Source organism: Sphingobium fluviale (assembly GCF_004122115.1).
Taxonomy (GTDB): Bacteria; Pseudomonadota; Alphaproteobacteria; order Sphingomonadales; family Sphingomonadaceae; genus Sphingobium; species Sphingobium fluviale.
On record NZ_SBKP01000002.1, the window covers coordinates 64,737 to 87,536 of the forward strand.

Here is a 22,800-nt window from a genome sequence, read left to right on the forward strand (position 1 = left end):
GGCGGATTAGATGACGCTCAGCCGGCCCTCCGGGCCAATCGATTGCAAAAACGACACCGGCCCGCCTGCGGTAATGCGCGGGTCGAGCGCGTCCGCTGCCAGCCCGGCGAGCGCCAGTCCGCTCTGGCAGGCGATGATCGCAACGCCCGCGTCCAGCGCTTCCGTCACCAACGCCGCCAGCGTCGGCAGGCCGTGCGCCGCATGATCGGCATCGCGCGGGGCGGATAGCGGCGGCGTGAGTAGGCGCACCGCATCGAGTTGCAGAAAAAGCCGCGCCTCCCCGCCCAGTGCCGCGTGCGCCAGCGCCAGCGTGAGCGCGCCGCGCAGCCGCTCCGCATCGTCGGTGAGGACAACGAAGTTCAGGCCGGGCATGGCTCTGCGGCGGCGGCGCAGGCCGGGCAGCCGGGGTCTGCAGGCAGGGACAGCGTGCGGAAACGCAGCGCCATCAGATCAGCGATCAGCAGCTTGCCCGCGCTGTCGTCACCAAAGGGCACCAGCGCGCGAATCGTCTCCAGCGCGGCGAGGCTGCCCATCACGCCGGTGAGCGCACCCAGTACACCCTGATCGGCGCAACTGGCGTCCGCGCGGGCAGGATCGTTACCGACAAAACACCGATAGCAGGGCTGGCCCGCCTCCCAGCCGCGAAACACACCGAGCTGCCCCTCGAACTGCCCGACGGCGGAAGAAACCAGCGGGATGCGCAGCCGCGTCGCGGTGTCACTCACAACGAGGCGGGTAGCGAAATTGTCGCACCCATCGAGGATCACATCGGAATGGCGCAGCAGCGTCTCGGCGTTTTGGGCATCGAGGCGCTGGACGATGGGGATGAGCTTCACATGCGGGTTCAACCGCGCCACCGCCTGCATCGCTGCTTCTGCCTTGGGCGCGCCCACATCGTCGCTGCCGAACAGGGTCTGGCGCTGAAGGTTCGAGAGTGCGACGACATCATCATCGATCACCCGTATGGTGCCTACCCCCGCGCCGGCGAGATACTGGATCGCGGGGCAACCGATCCCGCCTGCGCCGATGATCGTGACATGGGCGGACATCAGCCGCATCTGCCCCACGCCGCCGATCTCCTTGAGCACGATATGCCGCGCGTAGCGATCGAGCAGTGGATCATCGAGGCTCATGATGCCGCTGCCTTAACGCCGGTGGAGCCGAAACCGCCTTCACCGCGCGCGGTATCTGACAGTGTTTCGACTTCCGCAAACCGGGCAAGCTGCACCGGCGCCGCCACCAGCTGTGCGATGCGGTCGCCACGCTGGATCACGAACGGCGCATCGCCCAGATTGATCATGATGATCTTCAGCTCGCCGCGATAATCGCTGTCGATGGTCCCCGGCGTATTGGGCAGTGATATGCCATGCTTGAGCGCGAGGCCTGAGCGCGGGCGCACCTGAATTTCATAGCCATCAGGGATGGCCAGCGCGAAACCGGTCGCCACCGCATGGCGGCCGCCGGGAGCCAGTGTGACATCCTCGGCGGACACCACGTCCATCCCCGCCGCACCCTCGGTGGCGTATGCGGGCAGCGGCAGGTTTGCGCCGTGGTGAAGGCGCTTGATCTCGATCGTGATAGCTTGGGTCATGCGTTGTCCTGCAACTGTGTGGCGATGCGGGCGATCAAGCGGGCCGCGACGACATCCTTGGAGGCCTCGTCCCAGCTTTCGACGCCCTGCGCGCTCACGAGATGTACCCGGTTGGTCGCGCCGCCCATCACGCCTGCGGACACGTCGTTGGCGACTATCATATCGCAGCCCTTGCGCGCGAGTTTGACCTTGGCATGCTCAATGACATGCTCTGTCTCCGCCGCAAAGCCGACCAGCAGCTTTGGGCGCTGCACCGATATCGCGAGCGTGGCCAGGATGTCGGGGTTTTCGGTGAGCGGCAGAGGGGCGGGCGCGCCGGAGCCGTCTTTCTTGAGCTTCTGTCCAGCCTCTTGCTCCACGCGCCAGTCCGCCACGGCGGCAACCATGATCGCGGCGTCAGCGGGCAAGGCGGATTCAACAGCGGACAGCATCTCGCGTGCGGTCTGCACGTCGATGCGCGTAACCCCGCGCGGTGTGGGCTGATCGACCGGCCCGGAGACGAGCGTGACCCTCGCCCCCGCATCCGCTGCCGCGCGGGCAATGGCGAAGCCCTGTCGCCCAGAGGACCGGTTGGCAATATAGCGCACCGGGTCGATCGGTTCGTGCGTCGGCCCGGCGGTAACGAGGATATGCATGCCCGAAAGCGGTCCGTTGGCGGCAGGAAGCAGGCGCTGCGGCGGCACGGGGATTGCGCTGCCCTCGCCCCTGCTCAACAGCCGCCGGATTTCGCCCGCAATAACCTCCGGCTCCGGCAAGCGGCCCTTGCCCCATTCGCCGCAGGCCATGTCGCCTTCGTCTGGTTCCATAACGATTATGCCGTCGCTGGTCAGCTGGCGGATGTTGCGTTGGGTAGCGGCATGCTCCCACATGCGCACATTCATAGCAGGCACTACAAATACAGGCTTGTCGGTGGCGAGCAGGATCGTGGTTGCCAAGTCGTCCGCCATGCCCGCTGCCATCTTTGCAAGGATATCTGCGCTTGCGGGGCAGACGACGACGAGGTCTGCCTGGCGGGAGAGCTGGATATGGCCGATCTCGCGCTCGTCCTTGAGGTCGAACATATCCGAATAAACATGATCCTCGGTAAGTGCGCCGAGCGACAGCGGCGTCACGAACTCCGCGCCTGCCTTGGTCAGTACCGCGCGCACAGATATGCCGTCGCGCTTCAGCAAGCGCACCAGCTCCAGCGATTTATAGGCGGCGATCCCGCCGGAAACGATGAGGAGAATATGAGGGCCGGTCATGATACTATCTCTAACCGCACCGCAACCGCAAGTCGAGCCGGTGCCGCATATTCGATCTGGCGTGGGCGGCGGATTTCGTCTAGGTGCAGCGCAGCATGCTGACCCGCCTCTATCAATGGATGCTCGCCAAGGCCGCGCACCGCCATGCGGACCGCTGGCTGTTCGCCATCTCGTTTATGGAATCGAGCTTCTTTCCGATTCCGCCGCACCCGCTGCTGGGGCTGATGTGCCTCGCGAAGCCGCAGCGGGCGCTGTGGTTTGGCTTTGTGTGCACGCTCGCCTCGGTACTGGGTGGGCTGTTTGGCTATGCGATCGGATATTTTCTTTATGCCAGCGTCGGTGCGTGGTTACTGTCTGTGCTGGGCCTGACGGAGAGCTTCCCGGTGGCCGCCTGCTATCTGCGCGAATATGGTGCGGAGATCATCCTCATAAAGGGCGCGACGCCAATACCGTTCAAGCTGATCACGATCACCGCCGGGTTCATCGCGCTGCCCCTGTTCACCTTCATCTGGGCCAGCACATTGTCGCGCGCGTTTCAGTTCATGGCGGTGGGGTTCCTGTTCTGGAAGTTCGGTGCACCGATCAAGCTGTTCATCGAGAAATATCTGGCGTGGGTTTCGGCCGCGTTCCTTGTGCTGGTGGCGGCGGGCTTCCTTGCGATCGGGTTGCTTTCCGGTGACAAGCAAGCCAAGCCGGGTGACAAGTGCAGCCATGCGCCTCCGCTGACAGTTCAACGCTAAAGCTGCCCATGCGCCTGATCCAGCGCCACCCCCTCATCGCCGCGATGCTGCTGGGCGCGCTGGCGGCGACAGGCTTTGCGCCGCTGGGTTGGTGGCCAGTGAGCCTGATCGCTTTAGCGGCCCTGATGGCGCTGACTGAGCGGGTGAAGCGCGCGCGCGGAGCCTTCATGCTCGGCTGGAGCTATGGGTTGGGGCATTTCACGGTCGGCAACAACTGGATTGCTCACGCCTTCGCCTATCAGGATGCGATGCCGCACTGGTTCGGCTATGGCGCAGTGGTCGCGCTGGCGCTCTATCTCGCGGTCTATCCGGGGCTGGCGGTTCTGGCCCTGCATCTGGCGCGGCGACGGTGGCGAAGCCTACTGGTTACGCCGATGTTCGCCGCGCTGTGGATCCTCAGCGAATATGGCCGGGCGACCATTTTTACCGGCTTCGCGTGGGATCCTCTGGGCATGATCTGGCTCGATACCGGGGTGGATCAGGCGGCACGGTGGATCGGTACTTATGGGCTTTCCGGGCTGGCGATACTTGCGGCGGGCGGCGTGCTGGCGCTGGCCCGCAGACAATGGCATGGCGCGGGACCGGTGCTGGCGGGCATAGGTGCGTTGGCGATCCTGGGCACGGCGAGCCTACCGGGCGGATCGCGCCCATCGGGCATCGCCGTCACCATCGTCCAGCCCAATATCAACCAGAACGAGAAATATGATCCTGCGCTGGAGCTGGTCAACTTCGCCAAGCTCGCGCAGCTCACAGGTGCGCCCCGCCAAAGCCAGCCCCGCCTCATCTTCTGGCCGGAGGCGGCGATCCCGGCATGGCTGGATGTGGAGCCGGAATGGCGGGATCGCGTGGGGGAGCTGGTTGGCCCTTCGGACATACTCATGCTGGGCGGCACCAAGCCCTATTTCCGAGAGGATAAGATCAGCGATTATACCGGCCGCACCCTCATTGGCGCGGCGAACAGCGCGTGGGTGATCGGCGCGGGTGGGCGCATCCTTGGGCGCTACGACAAGGCACATCTGGTGCCCTATGGCGAATATCTGCCTATGCGCGAGTTGCTGGAGCCGCTGGGCCTGTCGCGTCTTGTGCCGGGTGACGCGGATTTCTGGCCGGGGCCGGGTCCACGCTCGCTTCCCCTTCCCGCCGCAAACGCGCGCCCTCCGCTCAAAATGGGCGTGCAGATCTGTTACGAGATGATCTTTTCGGGACAGGTGGTCGATGGCGCTAATCGGCCTGATTTCCTCTATAATCCCAGCAATGACGCGTGGTTCGGGAGTTGGGGTCCACCGCAGCATCTCGCCCAGGCCCGCATACGCGCAATCGAGGAGGCGATTCCGGTCATCCGCTCCACCCCCACCGGCATTTCGGCCCTGATCGACGGGCGCGGGCGCTTGATCGCATCCATCCCGCACCAGCAGGCGGGCGCGATCAACGCGCTGCTTCCGCGCGGCCTGCCGCCCACACTCTTCGCCCGTTTCGGCAATATCCTGCCGATGATCTTCGCAGCGTTGCTAGCGTTAACCGCGATGGTGCTTGCCAGAGGCTTTGCGCGAAGCTAAAGCCCCAAGCGCACATAAAGATTTCTTTATACGCAGACACAGCAACACCTTAGTGACTGGGAAAACCATGCGTTCCAACTATCTCTTCACCTCCGAAAGCGTTTCCGAAGGCCATCCCGACAAGGTGGCGGACCAGATTTCCGACTCCATCGTCGACCTTTTCCTCTCCAAGGATCCGGAGGCGCGCATCGCCTGCGAAACACTGACGACCACGCAGCTCGTGGTGCTGGCCGGAGAAATCCGCTGCAAGGGCGTCTATGAAAACGGCGCATGGGCGCCCGGCGCGCGTGAGGAGATCGAAGCCACTGTACGCAACACCGTGCGCGAGATCGGTTACGAGCAGGACGGCTTCCACTGGCAGACACTGCGCTTCGAAAACAACCTCCACGGCCAGTCCGCGCACATCGCGCAGGGCGTGGACGCCAGCGGCAACAAGGATGAAGGCGCGGGCGATCAGGGCATCATGTTCGGTTTTGCCTGTGACGAAACGCCCGATCTGATGCCCGCGACGCTGGACTATAGCCACAAGATCCTGGAGCGCATGGCGGCTGACCGCCATTCGGGCGCAGCACCCTTTCTGGAGCCGGACGCCAAGAGCCAGGTGACGCTGCGCTTCGAGAACGGCAAGCCGGTCGCCGCGACCGCGATCGTCGTCTCCACCCAGCACGCGCCGGGCTATGACACGGGCGACAAGGAGGCAGAGCTGCACGCCTATGTGAAGCGCGTAGTGGCCGAGCTGCTGCCCGCGGAGCTGCTGTCCGACGCGACCGTCTATCACATCAACCCCACCGGCAGCTTCGAGATCGGCGGACCTGATGGCGACGCCGGGCTGACCGGGCGCAAGATCATCGTCGATACCTATGGCGGCGCATCTCCTCATGGCGGCGGCGCGTTTTCGGGCAAAGACCCGACCAAGGTCGACCGCTCGGCCGCTTATGTGACGCGCTACATCGCCAAGAACATCGTTGCTGCCGGTCTCGCGCGCCGCTGCACCATTCAGGTCGCCTATGCCATCGGCGTTTCCTCGCCATTGTCGCTTTATGTGGATACGCATGGTACCGGCACCGTGGCGGACGATGTGCTCGAAGCAGCCGTTGCCAAGGTTGCGGGCGCGCGTCTGGGCGGCCTTACCCCACGCGGCATCCGCGAAGGTCTCGGCCTCAACAAGCCGATCTACAAGCGCACGGCGGCTTATGGCCACTTCGGCCGCACGGCGGATGGCGACTTTTTCCCGTGGGAACGCACCGACCTTGCCGATGCGCTGAAAGCCGCACTCGCCTAATGCACTTTGCCGGGGACGGGTTTCAACCCGTCCTCCGCTGGATCATTTCCAGCTTGCGAGGATCGCGCCCGCGACGCCGTGGCCGATCACCAGATGCGCGATGTCGATCAGCGTGCCATGAAATGGTCCAACGCCATAGACCCAGCCATAGAGCAACGTCGGTACGGCAGACGCAAACGCCACCACCAATGCCCATTTGATCCCGTTGCCAAGGCCACTTACGCTGGCCCATTTGAAGAGCAACGCAAGGCCAATGGCCGTCATCAACGGCATTATCGGGCTGTAGGGCATGCGCGACATGCCCACCGCATCCATCTGTTCCTTGGTTATTCCAGCCCCTTCCATCCAGACTTCAGGGCCAATAAGCACACCATAGATCAGTGCGCCCACCGCATAGACTGCAACGGTCGCCACCAGCACAGCGAGCGCGTTTATTCCCGCAATTCGCATAGCATCCCTCCTGTTTGTTTGCCGCCCCACCGACGGCGGCGCACAGATATCACAGGCGCGCGCCAAATGCACATCTGGCCAAGCGGCGCATCACAGGCTATGCGGCCGCCCCATGACCGCGCATAAATCGGGCGACCCGACCACACTCAACCGCCTTTATGGCCGCTCAAAGGGCAAGCCGTTGCGCGCGTTTCAGCATAGGCTGGTGGAGGATCTTCTGCCCCAGATCGCGGTTCCGCCAGAGGGGCCGGTGACGGCGGAGCGCCTGTTCGGTGAAACTCGCCCGCTGCATTTCGAAATCGGCTTCGGCGGCGGTGAGCATATGGCCTATCGCGCCGACATGCTGCCCGATCATGGCTTTATCGGCTGCGAGCCGTTTCTGAACGGCGTTGCCTCGGCGCTCGGCCATGTACATGGCGATGCGGAGAAGCCGGGCATCCCGAATGTCCGCATCCATCATGGCGATGCGCTTGATGTGCTGGCGCGCGTGCCCGACGGGGCATTGAGCTTCGTCTATCTGCTTCACCCCGATCCGTGGCCGAAGGCGCGCCACGCCAAGCGGCGGATGATGAACAAGGGGCCGGTGGACCTGATCTCCGCCAAATTGAAGCAAGGCGGCGAGTTTCGCTTCGGCACCGATCATCCGGTCTATCTGCGCTGGGCGCTGATGGTGATGAACGGGCGAGCGGATTTTGAATGGCTGTGTGAAAAGCCGCAGGATTTTCTTACCCGACCCGGCGGCTGGCCCGAAACGCGCTATGAGGCGAAGGCCCGACAGCAGGGGCACGAGGTCTGGTACTTCCGCTGGAAACGAAAATAGGTCAATGGCTTATTTTTATGAATCGTTAAAATTCATATAGTTATATACGATATTGCACGCCGCGCTATCCGGCGATTTCCGCCACGGTGATTGCACGGTGCTTACTTTTGCGGTACACGAGGTATTGCAATGGCAACCGGCAGGATCAGCAAACGAACGCTTGATGCGTTCCAATCGAGCGGGATGACCGGCTTCCTTTGGGATGAAGATCTCAAGGGGTTCGGGGTGAGGGTCGCAGCGTCCGGGGCTGCGTCCTACGTTATCCAGTTTCGTATGGGTGGCCGTGAATCGCCGACACGCCGTTATACCATCGGCACCAATGGCTCGCCCTGGACTCCTGCCACAGCCCGCGAAGAGGCCATCCGCCTTCTCATTCTCGTCGCGCGCGGCATCGACCCGATGGAGGAAGACAAGAAGCGACGCCGGGAAGCGGTGGACCTCGCGTTCTCGAAATATGCAGATACCTTCAGCGCTGCCTGCAAGGGCAAGGGCTGGAAGACCTTGGTCAACCGCTCCATCCGGCTCCACCTCAAACCAGTCCTAGGCAATAAGCCGTTGCCGACAATCACGCGATCCGATGTGGTGGCTGTCTTCGATCGCATGCCGGAGGAGCAGACTGCGAATAAGCGCAACGTGTTTGCTGTCCTTCGGCGCCTGTTCAAATGGGCGGTAAGCCGAGGTGACATACTGCACAGCCCAATGGAGGGCATGGAAACGCCGCCTCCTGTCAAGCCGCGGGACCGCTGGCTCCTCGATGGCGAACTCAAACATATCTGGGAACAAGCCCCCAAAACGCATCGATGCTTTGGCCCAATCGTCCGCCTGCTCATCGTGACTGGCCAGCGCCGTGAAGAGGTGGCCGGGCTCTATTGGGACGAATTGGACCATGAGGCACGGGAGTGGCGCCTGCCGAGCCACCGCACCAAGAATGGCGAGCCAAATACTGTGCCGCTGAATGACTTGGCAATCGCCGAACTGGATCTGGTCGCCAAGGCGGATAAGTGGCCCAATCATGGCCGCGTCTTCCCGACTTCAACCGGCGCAGGATTTACAGGCTATGCCAAAGGCAAGGACAAACTTGACCGGTTAGTCGGAGAAGCAAACGGTCGCCCGCTCCCGCCGTGGCGATTGCATGACCTTCGACGCACCCTAGCCACCGGTTTTCAGCGTCTTGGCGTTCGGTTCGAGGTGACCGAGGCTGTCCTGAACCATGTCGGCGGTTCAAAAGCTGGCGTGGCGGGCATCTATCAGCGGCACGACTGGCGAGACGAAAAGAGAGACGCCTTGCAGGCCTGGAGTGATCATCTGACGACGATTTTCGCGGGTTGAAAATCATTGACCAGATGCCTCGGCTGGGGCCGAGGGTTCAAATCCCTCTCATCGTATCTGTTTATTACCATGAAAATTTTTAACTTAAGTGATCTTCAAAGGTCGCTTTTTCTGCTTCCGCGTGATTGATTTAGGTTGCAGTAGGCGCAAAGTAAGCTGAAAATTGCACAGAATTTGGTGGCTTGAGGTTCAATCCTATCATTTTTCGCGTTTTGGGGCGGTCTTTCAGCTTGATAGGTTGAGCTCGTCATCTCCGACCTTGCCGAGGAGAGTTCGAAGTCGCTTGCGACGGACCACATTCACCCGCCCCGGCGCCTGCCTCATATCGCCTTTCCGCGTCTGTGGATCGATCTGGCAGTGTAAGTCCGGTAGGCAGATGTTTTCATTATGTTCCAGTCTTATAAGCTGATAAACTGCCGTCATGAAGCCGACCGAACTCCGCCAGCGCATCGAACGCTACATCCGAGGGGACTGCCGGGTAGCGGACCTTGATCGGATTTTCCTTGGCCTCCGCGATCGATGCCACGGCCTAGCCTCGATCCGGGAGATTGGGGACTTCGTCGCACATCGAGATCAGCGCGAGAAGGGCGCGGTGACCGACACGGTCCGCGATATCCACCTGAGCCTCGACTCGTGGCTTCACCAGGGTGAGGGACGATTTCCCGATTTGGCGAAGGCGAAACGGATCTGCGCCGCCAACCTCCGGACGACAACGGACGCGCAGTTAGACGCTCGGCTCGGCTTGCGACGGGAAGTCGTGAGGTCCGTGCTCGCGCAGGCGATTAGGAAGATGGAGGCCGACCGGTTCGAGAAGGTGACCAAACGCGAGCAAGCTGTCTTTAACTACCTCGCCGGCGCATTCATCTGGAACCCGGCCTTCACGGACGAACAGGTCGGCAGCGAACTAGCCGGCCTCCTCACCAAGGCCGGCGCACTCCGGCCCGTGGAGCGCGCCGCGTTTGATGCCAACTGCAACTTCCTTACCCTTTACGTCACCGCGCTCATGCATGACACTGCGGTCGTCATGGACGACGGCTCCCGGTTCGAACTATTCGCAGGATTCGACAATGATCAGCGGCGCATCGAGGTGAAGGCGCGTATCGAACTCGCGGGCTGGGGCAAGCGGGTCACCGCCCCAGTCTGTATATTCTGGACAAGGCTCATCGGCACCGACCACTGCTCGGACGACCTGGCCGCCGTACCCGGCAAGTGGAGCGGCGCGATAGAAATCGATCCTTCAGGACGACTAGCCACGTTCGCGTGACCGAAAGATGTTCGCAGAAATATTGACAACCACCAGAAGATGATCTTCCTCTTGGCGGATCACATGACCATATCGTGTAAAAATATAATTCGTTACACTTGCAATCCACTTTGACGACTCAGATTAAGCGAAGATTAGCTAAGAGGGAGAATTGCGTGGCTCGTCGTGTATTTTTCAGCTTCCATTTCGACAACGATTTCTGGCGGACCCAGCAGATCAGGAACATGGGAGCACTCGAAGGACAGCCCCTTTGCACTCCCAACGCCTGGGAAGAGGTGAAGCGCAAGGGCAAGACAGCTATCGAAAAATGGATCGCGGACAACATGTACGGCAAGAGCTGCGTCGTCGTGCTGGTCGGCTCACAGACTGCCGCCCGCCCCTGGGTCAAACACGAGATCGTTAAAGCATGGAACGACGGCAAGGGCGTCGTTGGCGTCCGGGTGAACAAGCTGCTGGACCGCAACAGCCAGACGTCGGTCGCCGGAGCAAACCCGTTCGACGAGATCACCTTCGGCGACTCAGGCCGTAAGCTGTCTTCGGTGGTTCAACTGGTCACGCCCACCGGCACAGACAGCAAGTCCACATATGCCTCGATCGCGAGCGGCATTGAGCAGTGGATCGAGGACGCGATCGCAATCCGCGGCCGCAACTGACACAGGGAGGCGGTAAGATGGTCGCGGCGACGACGAAGCGGTTCCTGAAGGACTATCCAGAGGCTTTGATCGGTGGATTCGGCGCCGTGTTCGTCGGCGCCGGCGTCTCCATGGGAGCTGGCTATCCATCGTGGGCATCGCTCCTGACCGAAGTCGGCGAGGAACTCGGCGTTCAGTCGGGTGAGCTGCACGATCTGGCAGCGCTTGCCCAATGGAGTATCCAGGAGAACGGCTCGGCCACACAGGTCCGCAACGTCATCAAGGAAAAGATCGGCGTCGAGCATCCGGTACCGGAGTCGCTGGAGATTATTTCGAGGCTTCCTGTAAAGTTCATCTGGACCACCAACTACGACCGGTTGGTCGAGCGAGCCTTCGGGTCGGTGAACCGTCCGATCGATACCGTCTCCGGCGCGGCCGACTTGGCTCTGCGCGCGACGCCCGGGGCCTCCCGCCTCTTCAAGATGCACGGCTCCATCGAACGGCTCGACGATGTCGTGATCTCCACGGAAGACTATGAGCTTTACCGGTCGAAGCGCGGGGCGTTTCTCCCGCTCCTGCAAGCTCATCTCTCCAGTATGTCGATGCTCTTTCTCGGCATCAGCTTCACCGATCCGAACATCCGGCATGTGCTGTCGCTCATCCGCGAGAGCTTCACGTCGGCACCCCCGGAGCACTTCGCGATCGTCCGCCCGCCGCAGCGGGAGGACTATAAGACGGAGGCCGAGTTCGAGGCGCGCAGCACGCAGCACAAGCTCTGGAGCCGGGATCTCAAACGATATGGCCTCGTCGTGGTGGAGATAGACGATTACGCCGAGGTCCCCGAGCTCCTCCGGCAAGTCGAGCGCCGCGTCGCCGCCCGTCGGGTGTGGGTCAGCGGCAGCTGGCCCCCAGAGGCGGGAGACGACATCGCGAGGGTTTACGGAGTGGCGCAGGCTGTCGGTAAACTCATCGGCGATCGCGGACAGGATCTCGTCAGCGGAGCAGGCCTCGTGGTCGGTTCCGCATCCATCGCCGGGTTTCTCGATGCCCTCAGGTCCAGCGGCGGCTGGGATCTCGAGCGCCGGCTAATCGCACGGCCCTTCCCCCAGCCGATCCCCGGCGCGGCGCCGGACCGCGCCCAGTGGACTGCGCTGCGCGCTGAGTTGGCTCGGATAGCTGGTGTCGTGGTGTTCATCGGGGGGATGAAGATTGATCCCGGCGCGGACTCCGCGATCGTGGCCGGTGGGGTTCTAGACGAATTCAAGGCTGCAAAGGCCGCGGACTGCTTCGTCATCCCGATCGGCTCGACCGGAGGCGCCGCCGCTCAGATATCGGACAGCCTCATTGGTTCGACGATAGATGCTACGGGCCGAAGTGCCATGCGCCCGACCGACGAGGAACTGACCGAACTTGCCCGCGCGGACATCTCGGCCGCGGAGATCGTGAAACTCGTATCCTCGATCCTCACGCGCATCGACAAGCGGGCGTAGTCCGAAATGGCATTGTATGCGTCACGCGATGACTTCAGGCGTTTCGCGCGCGAAATGGGACCGGAGCGGGCGACGAACCTGCGGAAAGCCGCAGCTTCGCGGTCCCTGTCAGGATCAACCTTTCTCTCGCATTCAAGTAAGGACGACGAGCTGGTAGCCGGCGCTATCAGCGTTCTCGAGAACCATGGTGCGAAAGTATACGTGGACGAAATCGATCCCGAGATGCCGCCCTACACGAGCGCCAAGACCGCCGCGCTGCTCAAGACACGCATCCGCGACACGAGCCGGTTCGTTCTTCTGGCTAGTACCAACAGTAAGGACAGCCGCTGGGTGCCGTGGGAACTGGGCATCGCCGATGGTGTCAAGCTTCCAGCGCACATCGCGCTCTTCCCCGCGTCGGATTCCCATTATGAGCAATCGTGGGCGTCTTGGGAGTATCTTGGCCTTTACGACCGCATCGTGTGGGGAAAGTTGAACGGTTACGACGGGGATGTCTGGATGGTGCTCGACGAAAAGTCGAACACGGCGACCGAGCTCGGGAAATGGCTACGGGGATACTGAGATCCACCCACGCCATTCAGGAAGCTACGATCGCGTATCAAGGATTGCCGATGGGCTGATGGGTCGTCGATTATCATGGCAGAGCGTATCCGGTGACGTTCAGACGGTCAGAGTAGCGGTTGAATGCGTTCAAAGTACTCATGCTGATCTGTATCGAGCGACCGTAGATGCTCGTGCGTAGGAAGGCCATCTCACCGGGAAAAGCCGCCTCGTCTATGTCGATCCACCAGGCTTTGGGCATGCCATCGCTACCGTCAGCCCATCGATAGCCGCGAGCCTTCAGGATGTCCTTTTTGTCAAACGGTGAGTTGATTGCCCAGCATCGCCACGTAGTTGATCGTGCCGACATCAGTAGCGACTTGAGCGCACTGTCTCCGCTTCCGAGCGGCAGGGCGCGCGAGAGAAGCTCTATGCCGGCGTGGCAGTCGTGCACCGCCCGGTGTCCGTCATAGTAGAAGCCACGCGCTAAACCGAGGAGGCTAAGTTTAGTGCTTTCAAACCCGTGCATCGCCCAAGGGATTTCGGCCATCGAACAGGCCCAAGGATTGTCCGCCAACTGAGGGCAGAATCGCTCGACAAAACGCCGGTCGAATGCGGCATTGTGGGCGATGATGAGGCTGTCGGTAGCGAATGCTGCGATCATCCGAGGATCAATCGCGTGCCCGTAGACCATCGCATCGGTGATGCCGGTTAGTCGTTGAACCTCCGCCGGGATTGACTTCATCGGCTGACGCAGCCCCGTCAGCGGCGATCCGATACCCACGACACGATCGGCGCCGTCATACCAGAACGGCACCATCGCGAGTTCGATGATCTCGTCTTGGTTCGGATCAAGTCCAGTGGTCTCAACGTCGAGAAAGATTGCCCGTTTTAAGTGCGGCATTGGCACGAAGCTACTAGGCGGATCTGGCGGATCTGGCAGCCGCCGAAGGACACGATAATTGCCGCTTGCCTCGAGGTGCGCGGCGAGCGCTTCAAGCGAGGAGTCGGACACCACGCTAGTTTGCCGCAACCTCGTCGCCGACGGTCGGTCCCAGTTGTAAGGCGGAAGGACGCCCCTCCTCGTGGAACCAGAGATCGACAATCTTGGCGTCATCGCTCGCTGGAAGCGGTGCGGCGCTCCTGACCTTGAAAGTGGTCGGGAGGTTCACCGAATTTCCGAACACAAGCGCATGCTGCTTTGGCAACGACGGCAAGCGACGCAGAACGCTATCGGAAATAAACGGGGTCATTTGGCGAATTTGCGAGAGGTCATCAGGATTTTGAATCCTGTGGACCACGAAGTTGGAGCATTGAGACAGCACTGTCTTCGACAACTCGCTCGGACGTTGTGAAGCTACCAAAAGGAAGAGGCCGTACTTCCGGCCTTCTTTCGATATCCGCTCGAAAATTTTGCCGGCGTCCATGGCATATTTTGATGGGACCGAGGCGACGTAGCGATGCGCCTCCTCGAGCAGCAGGTGAACCGGGAATCGGTTGCGTGGATCGGCTCGCCTTAGCTGGCGAAAAATCATCCGGGCAGTCACGGCACTGACGAGTTCGACGACTTCATCCTCAACGGCGTTCATGTCGATTAGGATGATCTGAGCAGTCTTGGTGTGGACCGTGCCTGAGGCCTGCAAACCCAAAAGGCCCGCGATAAACGCAGAGGGTTCTCCACCCGCGCAAGCTTCGTGTCGCAGAAAGGCATAGTCCGACCTCTCCTCTAGCGCCTTGAACCGCGTCACCATTTGGGAGCAGTAGTCTCGGATCTGGCGGTTGCCGTGCGCCTCCTGGTATAGGATCGCCAAATCGATCGCGTCACCTAGAACCGCGAAATCGAACGGCGAGCCATCATAATCAGGAAACTTCAGATCCGGATCAATAAAGCCGTTACTACCGTCGGTACCGGCGAGATAAACGTAGGCACTCTGTAGGCCTGGCATATTGCCATAGCTTACAGTGATCCACGCGCCGATCTTTGCGGCGTTGATTTCCTGCGTCCTAAATCGCTGCAGAATGCCACGGATTCTTGTTTCCTTTGCACCAGGTTGGGTCTCATCGCTTAGTATCTGAGCGATGCACGTGGCCAAGATGTGATTGCGATAGACGTTTAGCTGAGCGCCCTGCGATTGGCCAAACAAGGTCGAGAGCCCGAGTGCCATCCGGAGGATTGGTAACTGAGTTCGCTCGCTCGCCTGGAGGAGCAGCTCCCATTCTGACAAATCCAGAAACCAGTGCGGAAGGCGAAATCGGTTCGGAGACGCCGATCCATCGAGGATCACCCGCTCGACGCCGATCTTGCCTCCCTTGGCGATCTCGTCAAACGCGGAATGATATTCGCCGTTGACGTCGAGCACCACAAACGTCGCGCCGCGCGCATGGTGCTCATCCACCTTTTCGAAAAGCGCTTGGAGGACGGAAGCGATTGTGCAGGATTTGCCGCTTCCCGTGTTGCCGAGGACCGCAACATGGCCGCCAAAAAAATCGTCTATGCGCACCTTTACTTGGTAGTCTTCGAAGATCACCGACTGCCCGATTCCGAGGTTGCGCATCCGGGTCGCTTCTGGAGGGGCGCAAGGATTGTTAAGGTAGCCCACTGAAGGAACGCAATCGCCGTCGGTATCGAAGATGCGGTCGAGCTCGGAGTCGAGCGCGTAGAGGGCGTCCGCGAAGAGCGACGGAAAGACCGAGACGCCAAACCGGAACTTGCCTTTGGTTTGCATAGGCAACATGCCTACTGGCACGACGTCGAGATATTTCGCGGATTGCGCACGATCGAGCGCGTCACCGTCGTCCTTAGTCGCACTGCTGTCGCGCTCGCGCAAGCCGACCACTTCCGCGACAACGTAGTCTGATTGAGCGGGGATCATTAGGAATGACCCGAGCCGTGCGACGTAGTGAATGTCATCGAACCCGACGACCGTAAAATTATCCGTGCCGCGAAGCATCTCGATGACAAACTTGTCCGCTGCGACCGAGATCAGCTTGCCAATCGCGCGCTTGCGATCGTCACTGCTCACCGTTTCCTCCTTTGCCGCTCATCGTTTCAAGGACACGCTGCACGGCGTCGTCGATCCGTTCGGTCGGACGCTGTGGCAGGAAGTGTTCGACGATGCTGTCGAAATAGTGCGCCCGCTTACCGTCCGGGGCGTCACCCCCGATGATCCAGATCCTTGGATCTGCCAGGTCTCGGAGTTTTCCGATCTCACCGTTCGACGCCGGATCAGCGAAGACGATAAGCCGGAACGTGGGGATAGTGAGGGCCTGATAGATGATGTGATTGAGGTGCTCGTCACCGAACGCGAAGCCGGCGGTGATGAGAACGCTCTGCTCACGCACGATCCGCGACTGAAACTCGCGAAACAGATCGGCGTAGGGCGAACCAAGGCTCGAATTCTGCTTAGCCGGCGTCGGGTAGATCATCATCCGCGCCGGGCTATCTTGGGGCCAAAGCTCGCGAACGGGGAAGAGTCCGTGATCGTCCTCGGTCCAGCTCAAGGAGCCGTGCAGCTTGCACAGATAGACGAAGCCATCGACAGCTGACCATTTCCGGCTGGCGATATCAAGTTGCTCGGCAAGCGCGTAGCGAAACGTAGCTGGGTTGAACCGGCGTTCGACAACACCGGAGAAGCCGTTCGCGTAGGGCAGGCCGAGCCGGTCCATCGCGCGTTCGCTGAACAAATCGTAGTTGGTAGTGAAAACCCAAGGGCGCGGGAGCGACCGGTCGCGCAACACTAATTTGCGATAAAATGATTCGTAGAGCGTGAGGACAGCAGTGTCTCCATGGGCAAACAGACCATCTGTACACCGTTCCCAGAGGAAGCTCTTCACCTTATTGATGATCAGCTCGACTTTTTCGCTGCTGGCAGCATGTTCAGTCTTCGTGCTTCGCGTGAACACGAAGCGTAGGCTGAATAGCAATTCCATCAAGCGTTCGAGATTGCGCGAATATTCTGTTCCATCAAGCTCGGCACCGAGCTTCTTGAGGAAATCAACATCGGCCTGATCGAGTGACCAAGCCGGCGACGGAATTAACTCAAGGTCATCGTCATACTCTGGCGGCTTGGGATATCCGCAGAATTCTTTTGCGAGTGGGGCCATGGTCGGTATTCCGCGCTCAAGCCCCTCCGACCATAATGACGAACACCCGGCGCCCAGCAAGACTGCGACGTTGCGCGCGTTCATCGCTTCGCTAACTGCCTTACGGACCTGCTCCGGCCCCGTGCTCCAGTCGAGCGTTGCGCTCGCCGCTTCACCTCCGCGCAAGAATTTGAAAGTAGGTTTTGCGCCGGCCTCGCTATCCGCCATAAACATTCCCCTTAGAGTCTGGCGCTTAAATATATCGAACCGCCGCACCCAAATGTCGCTATCGTAAGAACTGACGGTCCGCACCTAAAGGCCAAAACGTGACCGCAAACGTCTCAGATGGTGCCGGCCTGAAGGCCGACACCGATGTGCTGGAATGTCCCCTAGCCCAATCTACGTCTCCGTAAGGAGACGTTCCGGACTGTCCGCAATCATTGCCGCAAACCACAAGTCCTCGCGTCACACTGCCGGAATGAACCGGGCATTGGTGGTATCATATCTGTATTCCGTGATGCTCCCGTCGCTGATCCTGGTGACCAGCTCATTGATCGCGCTGAGCGGCGCTAGAAACCATTCGCGAGGCTGAACGGTCTTGCCGAAGCGGTCGCCGGCAGAGAGATCGAGCCTTGCTGGCGCAAGCGCGCGATGGATCAGGTTCTCCAGCTTGGCCCGATTGATGTTGTAGAGCCGGTACTCGGCCACAACCTCGACGTCAGCGAGGAGGAAGGTCGGGTCGTTCCTTGCATTTGCAATCCGGCTCGCCACAGGCTGGCCGGTCACACCGATCTTGTGGATCAGTTCGCGATGTTCATCGACATAGGGATGGGCCGACTTGCTGCGCAACACATAGATGGTCCCGCTGGCGAGATCATCGGGTTCAGCGGTATCGCCAAACAACGGCCCCGCGCTTTGTTCGGTGATCCGGCGCGCGGTTTCGTCGCGATATAGCGCCTTCTGGAAGGAACGTGACAGGACGCTGGCTTCCGTGGCGTTATCGTAGATTACCCGGACCCGGCGGTCCTTGCGCTCGTACTGCGTTACAAACTCGTCAGTCGAAGCGGCGACATAGGCCAGCTGACCGCCGACAATGAAGAAATTTCCGGGCTGGATCTCCGCCAGCGTCACCTCGGTCTGGTCGAGCACCTTGGCTTGGCGATTTCCCGATTCGAGATCGGCCTGAATCCGTTGGAACAGCGGCTTGAACGTGTCGAAATCTTCGCACCGTTCGCGGTTAGCGATTTCTTCGGCTGCCCGCTTCTCGGCCCGCGGGGTGACGTGGCGAAGCTGGAAGATGTCGTCGTCGGCACCGGGTTCGATGCCCAGTTCGGCGAGAAGGGCCGTATCATCGAGGCCTACTGGTGCCGTGGCGACGAGAGGGGAGCTGTTGAGAATGTCACCCGTATCCAACGCCGCCAGCAGTTCGCGAGCTTCGGGTTGAGCGCGCAGGCGATCCAGACGCACGGCATAGAGCCGCTCGAAAATATCACGATCTTCGCCGTGCTGCGGCAGGCGGCCGTGTTCGGTCACGAAACGCTGAATATCCTCGAACCCGGCAATGATCCGCTCCTGCAGCGGGGTCAGCGACCGCGCAGGCTCCGTTGCCGTCTCGACGCCTAGTTCCGCCAGAAGTTCAAGGTCGCTCAATTCAGCCATCAGCGGCTGCCTTCGTCGCATGGCGCTGGAGGAAGGCGACGCCTTCCGCCATCTTGCGCTCCCAGGCATCCTGCGAGGTCAGCGAGGGCAGCCGGCCCCGCTCGCGCTTGAACTCGAGCGCACGCTCGGTCAGCGCGCGGGCATCCTCGTAGGTCAGCTTGTCCTTCTTGGCGTTGATCACTGCCTGGACCTGCAACAGCGTCTTTTCATCCATCGCCTTGGCAAGCACGGCGTAGGTCGCGCTGAAAGGATTGACCCGGTCGATGAGATCAATGTCGAGGTCGGTGACGCTAAGCGCGAATTTGCGCACGCCGTCGATGAATGCGGTATTGGCCTTGAGATCACCATCGACGCTGGCGCCGCCAATCGCAGCCTTCGCCTGCTGAGTCAGCGTCATGGCGGCGATTGCGTGCTGGCGCACCGCCTCCTGGTCCTCTGCACTAAGTTCGGGGTACTTCTCCCGGATGATCTTGCCCATCTTCAGCTGGGTCAGCTCCTCCGGCACGACTTCCGGGTCGAACATGCCGCGCTCCAGCGCAGCCTTGTCCTGCACGAAGCTGGCGATCACCTCGTTCAGGTCTTCACGACAGATGCGGGTTGCCTCAATGCTGGTGGGCAGCTTCAGACCCTTGATCTCGAAATGCATCTGGCCCTGGGCATTGACGCCGACGTTGAGCTCGCCCTCCTTGTAGCCGTCCTCGCCATAGTCGAAGCCCGGCTTGGGGCCGGCGTCCTTGGGCGTGAAATCAAAGCGCGGTGCCAGCACCTGTTCCATCAGCAGGCTGGCCGCAATTGCCTTCAGGTAGTCGTTGATCGCATCGACCACGAGCGGGTCATCCGCCGCCGGCTCCGCAATCAGGTTGGTGAAGCGGGCGCGGGTCTTTCCCGGGGCATCGCGGGTGGCGCGGCCGATGATCTGAATGATCTCGGTCAGGCTCGAGCGATATCCGACGGTCAGGGCATGTTCGCACCAGATCCAGTCGAAGCCTTCCTTCGCCATGCCCAGTGCGATGATCACGTCGACGAAATCGCGGTTTTCGCGCGCCTTGGGAGACTTGAGCGCCGAAACCACCCGGTCTCGCTTGGCGGCATCGTCGTCGACCAGATCGGCCACCTTGATAGCATGACCAGCCGTCGTGCGGATCAGGTGGAAGCCTGTCTCGGGATCGACACCCTGCCAATCTCCGAGGTGGTTCATGATGTCCTCGGCCTCGCGGTGCTTGTCTTTGAGGCTTTCCTTCGAATTGACCGACGGGATGTGGACGATGGTTTTCACCGTCGGGTCCAGCAGCGCCGAAATCTTCTCTGTGTAGGGACCGGTGTAGAAGCTGTAGCCGATGTCGAGCACCTTGAGGTGTTCGTACCCGTTGAGCTGCTCGTAATAGGTGTAGGTGACGGTCTCGAACCGGGTCTCGTCCTCCGGAGCCAGCACGGGAATCGCATCGCCCCGGAAATAGCTGCCAGTCATCGCGACGATGTGCGCCTTGTCGCGCCCGATCAGCTGCGCAAGCTGGGCGCCGAGCCGGTTGCCGGCATCGGCGGAGACGTGGTGGAACTCGTCGATGGCCACCAGGCGGTTGTCGAACGCCTCGACCCCCAATTCATCGAACGCAAAGCGGAATGTCGCGTGGGTGCAGACCAGCACCTTGGCATCGCTGGTGAGGAATTCGCCGACCGCCTTCACCTTGGACTTGGCGACCTTGGGATCGTCGGCGCCCGGTGTGTTGCACAGGTTCCACTGCGGAGCGACCACCCAGTCGGTATAGAAACCGTACTTGCTCAGCGGCTCGCTGCCGAAGCTTGCTCCGATCGAGCGTTCGGGCACGCAGATGATCGCTTGGCAGACGCCCTGATTGGCCAGTTTGTCGAGCGCAACGAACATCAGCGCGCGGCTCTTGCCCGAGGCCGGCGGCGACTTGATCAGGAGGTATTGCTCGCCGCGCTTTTCATAGGCGCGCGCCTGCATGGGCCGCATGCCCAGCTCGTCCGATTTCGCCGATGCGCCGGTGTGGGCTGTCTTGAAGGAGACGGCGGGAATGATCTTTTCATCAGCCATGCGGCAATTACTTTCGGAACAGTTCGAGATAGTCGTGGAACAGGAAGAGTCGGTTTCGCCTCTGACCTGTCACCTCCAGAAGCACGCCATGTTCCACCATATCACTGATTAGCGAGGCGGCCGTATTGGTCGTAGTGGACAGCATCACGGTGACGGCCTTCACGTCGACGACTGGGCGAGCATAGAGATTGCGCATCAGCTGTTGGGCATTTTCCTGACGACGATGGCTGAAACGGGGCAATACTTCGCGTTCGATCCTCTCCTTGAGCGCCAGAATCGCCCGGAACACGCCGGCTGACGCGCGAGCGGTTTCCTCTACGCCGTGCAGAAAGAAGATCAGCCAATCGCGCAGGTGGTTACCCTGGCGCACGGCCATCATATGGTCGACATAGGCCGTTTTGTTCCGCTCGAAGTAGTCCGACAGATACAGCGCGGGCTTCACCAACAACCGTTCCGAGGCAAGGTAGAGCGAGATCATCAGCCGGCCCAATCGCCCGTTGCCATCAAGGAACGGGTGGATCGTCTCGAACTGGTAGTGCGCGATCGCGATCTTGATCAGCGGCGGCACCATGATCTCGGCATTGTGCAGGAACTTTTCGAGGTCGCTCATCAGCTCCGGCACGTGGTCGTGGTGCGGCGGAACGAAGGCTGCATTCTTCAGGCTCACCCCTATCCAGTTCTGGCTGATGCGGAATTCACCCGGCCTCTTGGTCTCGCCGCGCACTCCGTCGAGCAGAATGGCGTGGGTATCGCGCAGCAGGCGATTCGACAGGGGAAGGCGTTCCAGGCTTTCGATCGCGAAGGTGATGGCGCGAATGTAGTTCTGCACCTCACTCCAGTCATCGCGCACTTCAGGCAGCAGATCCTCTGCATCCTTGAACGCATCTTCGATGTTGGTCTGGGTGCCTTCGATACGGCTTGATTGCGTGGCTTCCTTGGCCACGTACATGCGTATGAAGAATTCTATGTCGGGAATCAGCTGGGCAAAGGCATTAAGCTCGCCAAGCGCCCGGTCTGCCTGGCCAAGCAGCTGTAGCACCTGCGGATCGGATATCGTCCAGCCATGGTTGATCGCTTCTGGCAGGAAGCTGCGATATTCCAGCTGGGGTTCGTGCCGCCCCGCCTGATAGGCTGAAAGATCCATATTTGAGAAAGCGCCCCTCAATTTGCCATTGGAATTTCCATATGTCAGATTCGCGCTGACACAAAATCCTTATTTCAGATTTTGGCGCATTTTCTGACTTACGAAAATCACTATGTCAAATTCACGCCTTGAGATGGGCGCCAGGAAGAAGGATGCGGATCAGGCCTCAGTCCGGTCTTTCTCGATGGCTTTTTCAAGCCATTTCGGCAGATCGTTGATCTGCGATGCAAACGTGTTTTCCCGGACGTCCTGCCAGAACGCGACGATGGCATCGGAGAACCGATCAAGATCATCGTCGGCTACGGTGAGGTCGGTATAGTCAGGCGGAAAACGCAGCAGCGGCTCGGGGAAATCATCGCGCTTCAGGAACTGCGGAGCATCCTTGCGCAGCTTTTCAAAGGATATGCCCTCGCCATGCTTGTAGACGTTCACGACGAGGTGGCATTGATGCAGCGGCTGGAAATAGGGGCGTGAACGGACAGGCCAGTCCCAGCATTCCAGAAAGTCGAAAAGCTGGTCGATGGTTGCCTTCCAAAGTGCTGCCCGCGTGTGACTGCCATGGATAAGCCGACCCAGTTCGCGCGTGATCCAATCGCGCAGCTGCTTTTCCCATTCGTGGTACATGCCCGCGATCACGCTCAATCGCGTCGCCTTCTGCAGGTCTTCGAGTTGCAGGTAGAATGAGGCGCTTTCGTCCCATGCCTGCTGATATGCATCCGCAGGATCATCCCGGTCAGGATTGAAGTAAGGTGCCCGACTGGCCAACCAGTCCTCTGCGTACCGGTCTGCATCCTCTTTCATGGTGCCGAACTGTGACAGCAGGCGTGTTCTGGCCTCCGACACATAGAACTGATGGCTAGCGATCAAGCCGTCGCGAAACGGCCCCCACATCTGGAACAGGACCCGGTCGACCATTAATC

The 22,800-nt window shown here is 60.6% G+C and carries 21 protein-coding genes; 9 read left to right on the forward strand and 12 right to left on the reverse strand.

Features of this window, described 5'->3' with window-relative positions:
• Window positions 1–6 precede the first annotated feature (6 nt).
• Genes EQG66_RS02730 through coaBC form a run of 4 tightly spaced genes read right to left on the reverse strand, consistent with a single transcriptional unit; the run spans window position 7 to window position 2,835 of the window.
• On the reverse strand, window positions 7–372 hold the full coding sequence (locus EQG66_RS02730; RefSeq protein ID WP_129403019.1) for a DsrE family protein: 366 nt from the start codon (window positions 370–372) through the stop codon (window positions 7–9).
• Window positions 360–1,133: a HesA/MoeB/ThiF family protein gene (locus EQG66_RS02735; RefSeq protein WP_129403020.1), complete on the reverse strand. Its 774-nt coding sequence runs from the start codon at window positions 1,131–1,133 to the stop codon at window positions 360–362. Before EQG66_RS02735 ends, EQG66_RS02730 begins: the two co-directional genes overlap by 13 nt.
• Window positions 1,130–1,591 carry a dUTP diphosphatase gene (dut, locus tag EQG66_RS02740; protein WP_129403021.1) on the reverse strand — a complete coding sequence of 154 codons (462 nt, stop codon included), beginning with the start codon at window positions 1,589–1,591 and terminating at the stop codon, window positions 1,130–1,132. Before dut ends, EQG66_RS02735 begins: the two co-directional genes overlap by 4 nt.
• Entirely contained in the window at window positions 1,588–2,835 is a 1,248-nt protein-coding gene (coaBC, locus tag EQG66_RS02745) for a bifunctional phosphopantothenoylcysteine decarboxylase/phosphopantothenate--cysteine ligase CoaBC (protein ID WP_129403022.1), read from the reverse strand. The genes dut and coaBC overlap by 4 nt, the downstream gene beginning before the upstream one ends.
• Window positions 2,836–2,930: 95 nt before the next feature.
• Between coaBC and EQG66_RS02750 the strand changes: the two genes are divergently transcribed.
• From EQG66_RS02750 to metK, 3 genes are all read left to right on the forward strand, one after another.
• The gene (locus tag EQG66_RS02750; protein ID WP_129403023.1) at window positions 2,931–3,575 is read left to right on the forward strand and encodes a YqaA family protein; all 645 of its coding nucleotides are present in this window, start codon (window positions 2,931–2,933) and stop codon (window positions 3,573–3,575) included.
• Between the two features lie 8 nt (window positions 3,576–3,583).
• Window positions 3,584–5,131, forward strand: coding sequence for an apolipoprotein N-acyltransferase (lnt, locus tag EQG66_RS02755; RefSeq protein ID WP_129403024.1), 1,548 nt, complete (start codon window positions 3,584–3,586; stop codon window positions 5,129–5,131).
• 67 nt (window positions 5,132–5,198) lie between these two features.
• On the forward strand, window positions 5,199–6,413 hold the full coding sequence (gene metK, locus EQG66_RS02760) for a methionine adenosyltransferase (RefSeq protein ID WP_129403025.1): 1,215 nt from the start codon (window positions 5,199–5,201) through the stop codon (window positions 6,411–6,413).
• Between the two features lie 42 nt (window positions 6,414–6,455).
• Here the strand turns inward: metK and EQG66_RS02765 are convergent, their stop codons facing one another.
• Window positions 6,456–6,863: a DUF1761 domain-containing protein gene (locus EQG66_RS02765; RefSeq protein WP_129403026.1), complete on the reverse strand. Its 408-nt coding sequence runs from the start codon at window positions 6,861–6,863 to the stop codon at window positions 6,456–6,458.
• A 112-nt stretch (window positions 6,864–6,975) separates the two neighbouring features.
• Here EQG66_RS02765 and trmB point away from each other — a divergent pair, with 112 nt between their 5' ends.
• The 6 genes from trmB (at window position 6,976) to EQG66_RS02795 (ending at window position 12,959) form a co-directional block, all read left to right on the forward strand.
• Window positions 6,976–7,683: a tRNA (guanine(46)-N(7))-methyltransferase TrmB gene (gene trmB, locus EQG66_RS02770; RefSeq protein WP_129403027.1), complete on the forward strand. Its 708-nt coding sequence runs from the start codon at window positions 6,976–6,978 to the stop codon at window positions 7,681–7,683.
• Window positions 7,684–7,812: 129 nt separating this feature from the next.
• Complete coding sequence (locus tag EQG66_RS02775) at window positions 7,813–9,012, forward strand: tyrosine-type recombinase/integrase (RefSeq protein WP_129403028.1); 1,200 nt, start codon at window positions 7,813–7,815, stop codon at window positions 9,010–9,012.
• Window positions 9,013–9,433: 421 nt separating this feature from the next.
• Entirely contained in the window at window positions 9,434–10,276 is an 843-nt protein-coding gene (locus EQG66_RS02780; protein WP_129403029.1) for a hypothetical protein, read from the forward strand.
• Between the two features lie 155 nt (window positions 10,277–10,431).
• Window positions 10,432–10,929 carry a TIR domain-containing protein gene (locus tag EQG66_RS02785; protein WP_129403030.1) on the forward strand — a complete coding sequence of 166 codons (498 nt, stop codon included), beginning with the start codon at window positions 10,432–10,434 and terminating at the stop codon, window positions 10,927–10,929.
• A 17-nt stretch (window positions 10,930–10,946) separates the two neighbouring features.
• Window positions 10,947–12,398, forward strand: a complete 1,452-nt coding sequence (locus EQG66_RS02790; protein WP_129403031.1) for an SIR2 family protein — start codon at window positions 10,947–10,949, stop codon at window positions 12,396–12,398.
• Window positions 12,399–12,404: 6 nt separating this feature from the next.
• The gene (locus EQG66_RS02795; protein WP_129403032.1) at window positions 12,405–12,959 is read left to right on the forward strand and encodes a toll/interleukin-1 receptor domain-containing protein; all 555 of its coding nucleotides are present in this window, start codon (window positions 12,405–12,407) and stop codon (window positions 12,957–12,959) included.
• A gap of 73 nt (window positions 12,960–13,032) precedes the next feature.
• Here the strand turns inward: EQG66_RS02795 and EQG66_RS02800 are convergent, their stop codons facing one another.
• The 7 genes from EQG66_RS02800 to EQG66_RS02830 all read right to left on the reverse strand — a co-directional run bounded on the left by EQG66_RS02800 (window position 13,033) and on the right by EQG66_RS02830 (window position 22,795).
• Complete coding sequence (locus EQG66_RS02800; RefSeq protein WP_245987814.1) at window positions 13,033–13,956, reverse strand: 3'-5' exonuclease; 924 nt, start codon at window positions 13,954–13,956, stop codon at window positions 13,033–13,035.
• A 1-nt stretch (window position 13,957) separates the two neighbouring features.
• Window positions 13,958–15,961, reverse strand: a complete 2,004-nt coding sequence (locus EQG66_RS02805; protein ID WP_129403034.1) for an ATP-binding protein — start codon at window positions 15,959–15,961, stop codon at window positions 13,958–13,960.
• A complete protein-coding gene (locus EQG66_RS02810) occupies window positions 15,951–17,249 on the reverse strand; it encodes an SIR2 family protein (protein ID WP_164975566.1) in 1,299 nt (432 codons plus the stop codon). Before EQG66_RS02810 ends, EQG66_RS02805 begins: the two co-directional genes overlap by 11 nt.
• 237 nt (window positions 17,250–17,486) lie before the next feature.
• On the reverse strand, window positions 17,487–18,680 hold the full coding sequence (locus EQG66_RS02815) for a GIY-YIG nuclease family protein (protein WP_129403036.1): 1,194 nt from the start codon (window positions 18,678–18,680) through the stop codon (window positions 17,487–17,489).
• Entirely contained in the window at window positions 18,673–20,736 is a 2,064-nt protein-coding gene (locus tag EQG66_RS02820; protein ID WP_129403037.1) for a DEAD/DEAH box helicase, read from the reverse strand. Before EQG66_RS02820 ends, EQG66_RS02815 begins: the two co-directional genes overlap by 8 nt.
• A 7-nt stretch (window positions 20,737–20,743) precedes the next feature.
• Entirely contained in the window at window positions 20,744–21,880 is a 1,137-nt protein-coding gene (locus EQG66_RS02825; protein WP_129403038.1) for a Fic family protein, read from the reverse strand.
• 159 nt (window positions 21,881–22,039) lie between these two features.
• The gene (locus EQG66_RS02830; protein WP_129403039.1) at window positions 22,040–22,795 is read right to left on the reverse strand and encodes a hypothetical protein; all 756 of its coding nucleotides are present in this window, start codon (window positions 22,793–22,795) and stop codon (window positions 22,040–22,042) included.
• Window positions 22,796–22,800 lie beyond the last annotated feature (5 nt).

Bases quoted from the DNA above. Each gene is read 5' to 3' on its own strand.
- EQG66_RS02730 (WP_129403019.1), bottom strand. From the start codon at position 372: ATGCCCGGCCTGAACTTCGTTGTCCTCACCGACGATGCGGAGCGGCTG.
- EQG66_RS02735 (WP_129403020.1), bottom strand. From the start codon at position 1,133: ATGAGCCTCGATGATCCACTGCTCGATCGCTACGCGCGGCATATCGTG.
- dut (WP_129403021.1), bottom strand. From the start codon at position 1,591: ATGACCCAAGCTATCACGATCGAGATCAAGCGCCTTCACCACGGCGCA.
- coaBC (WP_129403022.1), bottom strand. From the start codon at position 2,835: ATGACCGGCCCTCATATTCTCCTCATCGTTTCCGGCGGGATCGCCGCC.
- EQG66_RS02750 (WP_129403023.1), top strand. From the start codon at position 2,931: ATGCTGACCCGCCTCTATCAATGGATGCTCGCCAAGGCCGCGCACCGC.
- lnt (WP_129403024.1), top strand. From the start codon at position 3,584: ATGCGCCTGATCCAGCGCCACCCCCTCATCGCCGCGATGCTGCTGGGC.
- metK (WP_129403025.1), top strand. From the start codon at position 5,199: ATGCGTTCCAACTATCTCTTCACCTCCGAAAGCGTTTCCGAAGGCCAT.
- EQG66_RS02765 (WP_129403026.1), bottom strand. From the start codon at position 6,863: ATGCGAATTGCGGGAATAAACGCGCTCGCTGTGCTGGTGGCGACCGTT.
- trmB (WP_129403027.1), top strand. From the start codon at position 6,976: ATGACCGCGCATAAATCGGGCGACCCGACCACACTCAACCGCCTTTAT.
- EQG66_RS02775 (WP_129403028.1), top strand. From the start codon at position 7,813: ATGGCAACCGGCAGGATCAGCAAACGAACGCTTGATGCGTTCCAATCG.
- EQG66_RS02780 (WP_129403029.1), top strand. From the start codon at position 9,434: ATGAAGCCGACCGAACTCCGCCAGCGCATCGAACGCTACATCCGAGGG.
- EQG66_RS02790 (WP_129403031.1), top strand. From the start codon at position 10,947: ATGGTCGCGGCGACGACGAAGCGGTTCCTGAAGGACTATCCAGAGGCT.
- EQG66_RS02795 (WP_129403032.1), top strand. From the start codon at position 12,405: ATGGCATTGTATGCGTCACGCGATGACTTCAGGCGTTTCGCGCGCGAA.
- EQG66_RS02810 (WP_164975566.1), bottom strand. From the start codon at position 17,249: ATGGCGGATAGCGAGGCCGGCGCAAAACCTACTTTCAAATTCTTGCGC.
- EQG66_RS02815 (WP_129403036.1), bottom strand. From the start codon at position 18,680: ATGGCTGAATTGAGCGACCTTGAACTTCTGGCGGAACTAGGCGTCGAG.
- EQG66_RS02820 (WP_129403037.1), bottom strand. From the start codon at position 20,736: ATGGCTGATGAAAAGATCATTCCCGCCGTCTCCTTCAAGACAGCCCAC.
- EQG66_RS02825 (WP_129403038.1), bottom strand. From the start codon at position 21,880: ATGGATCTTTCAGCCTATCAGGCGGGGCGGCACGAACCCCAGCTGGAA.
- EQG66_RS02830 (WP_129403039.1), bottom strand. From the start codon at position 22,795: ATGGTCGACCGGGTCCTGTTCCAGATGTGGGGGCCGTTTCGCGACGGC.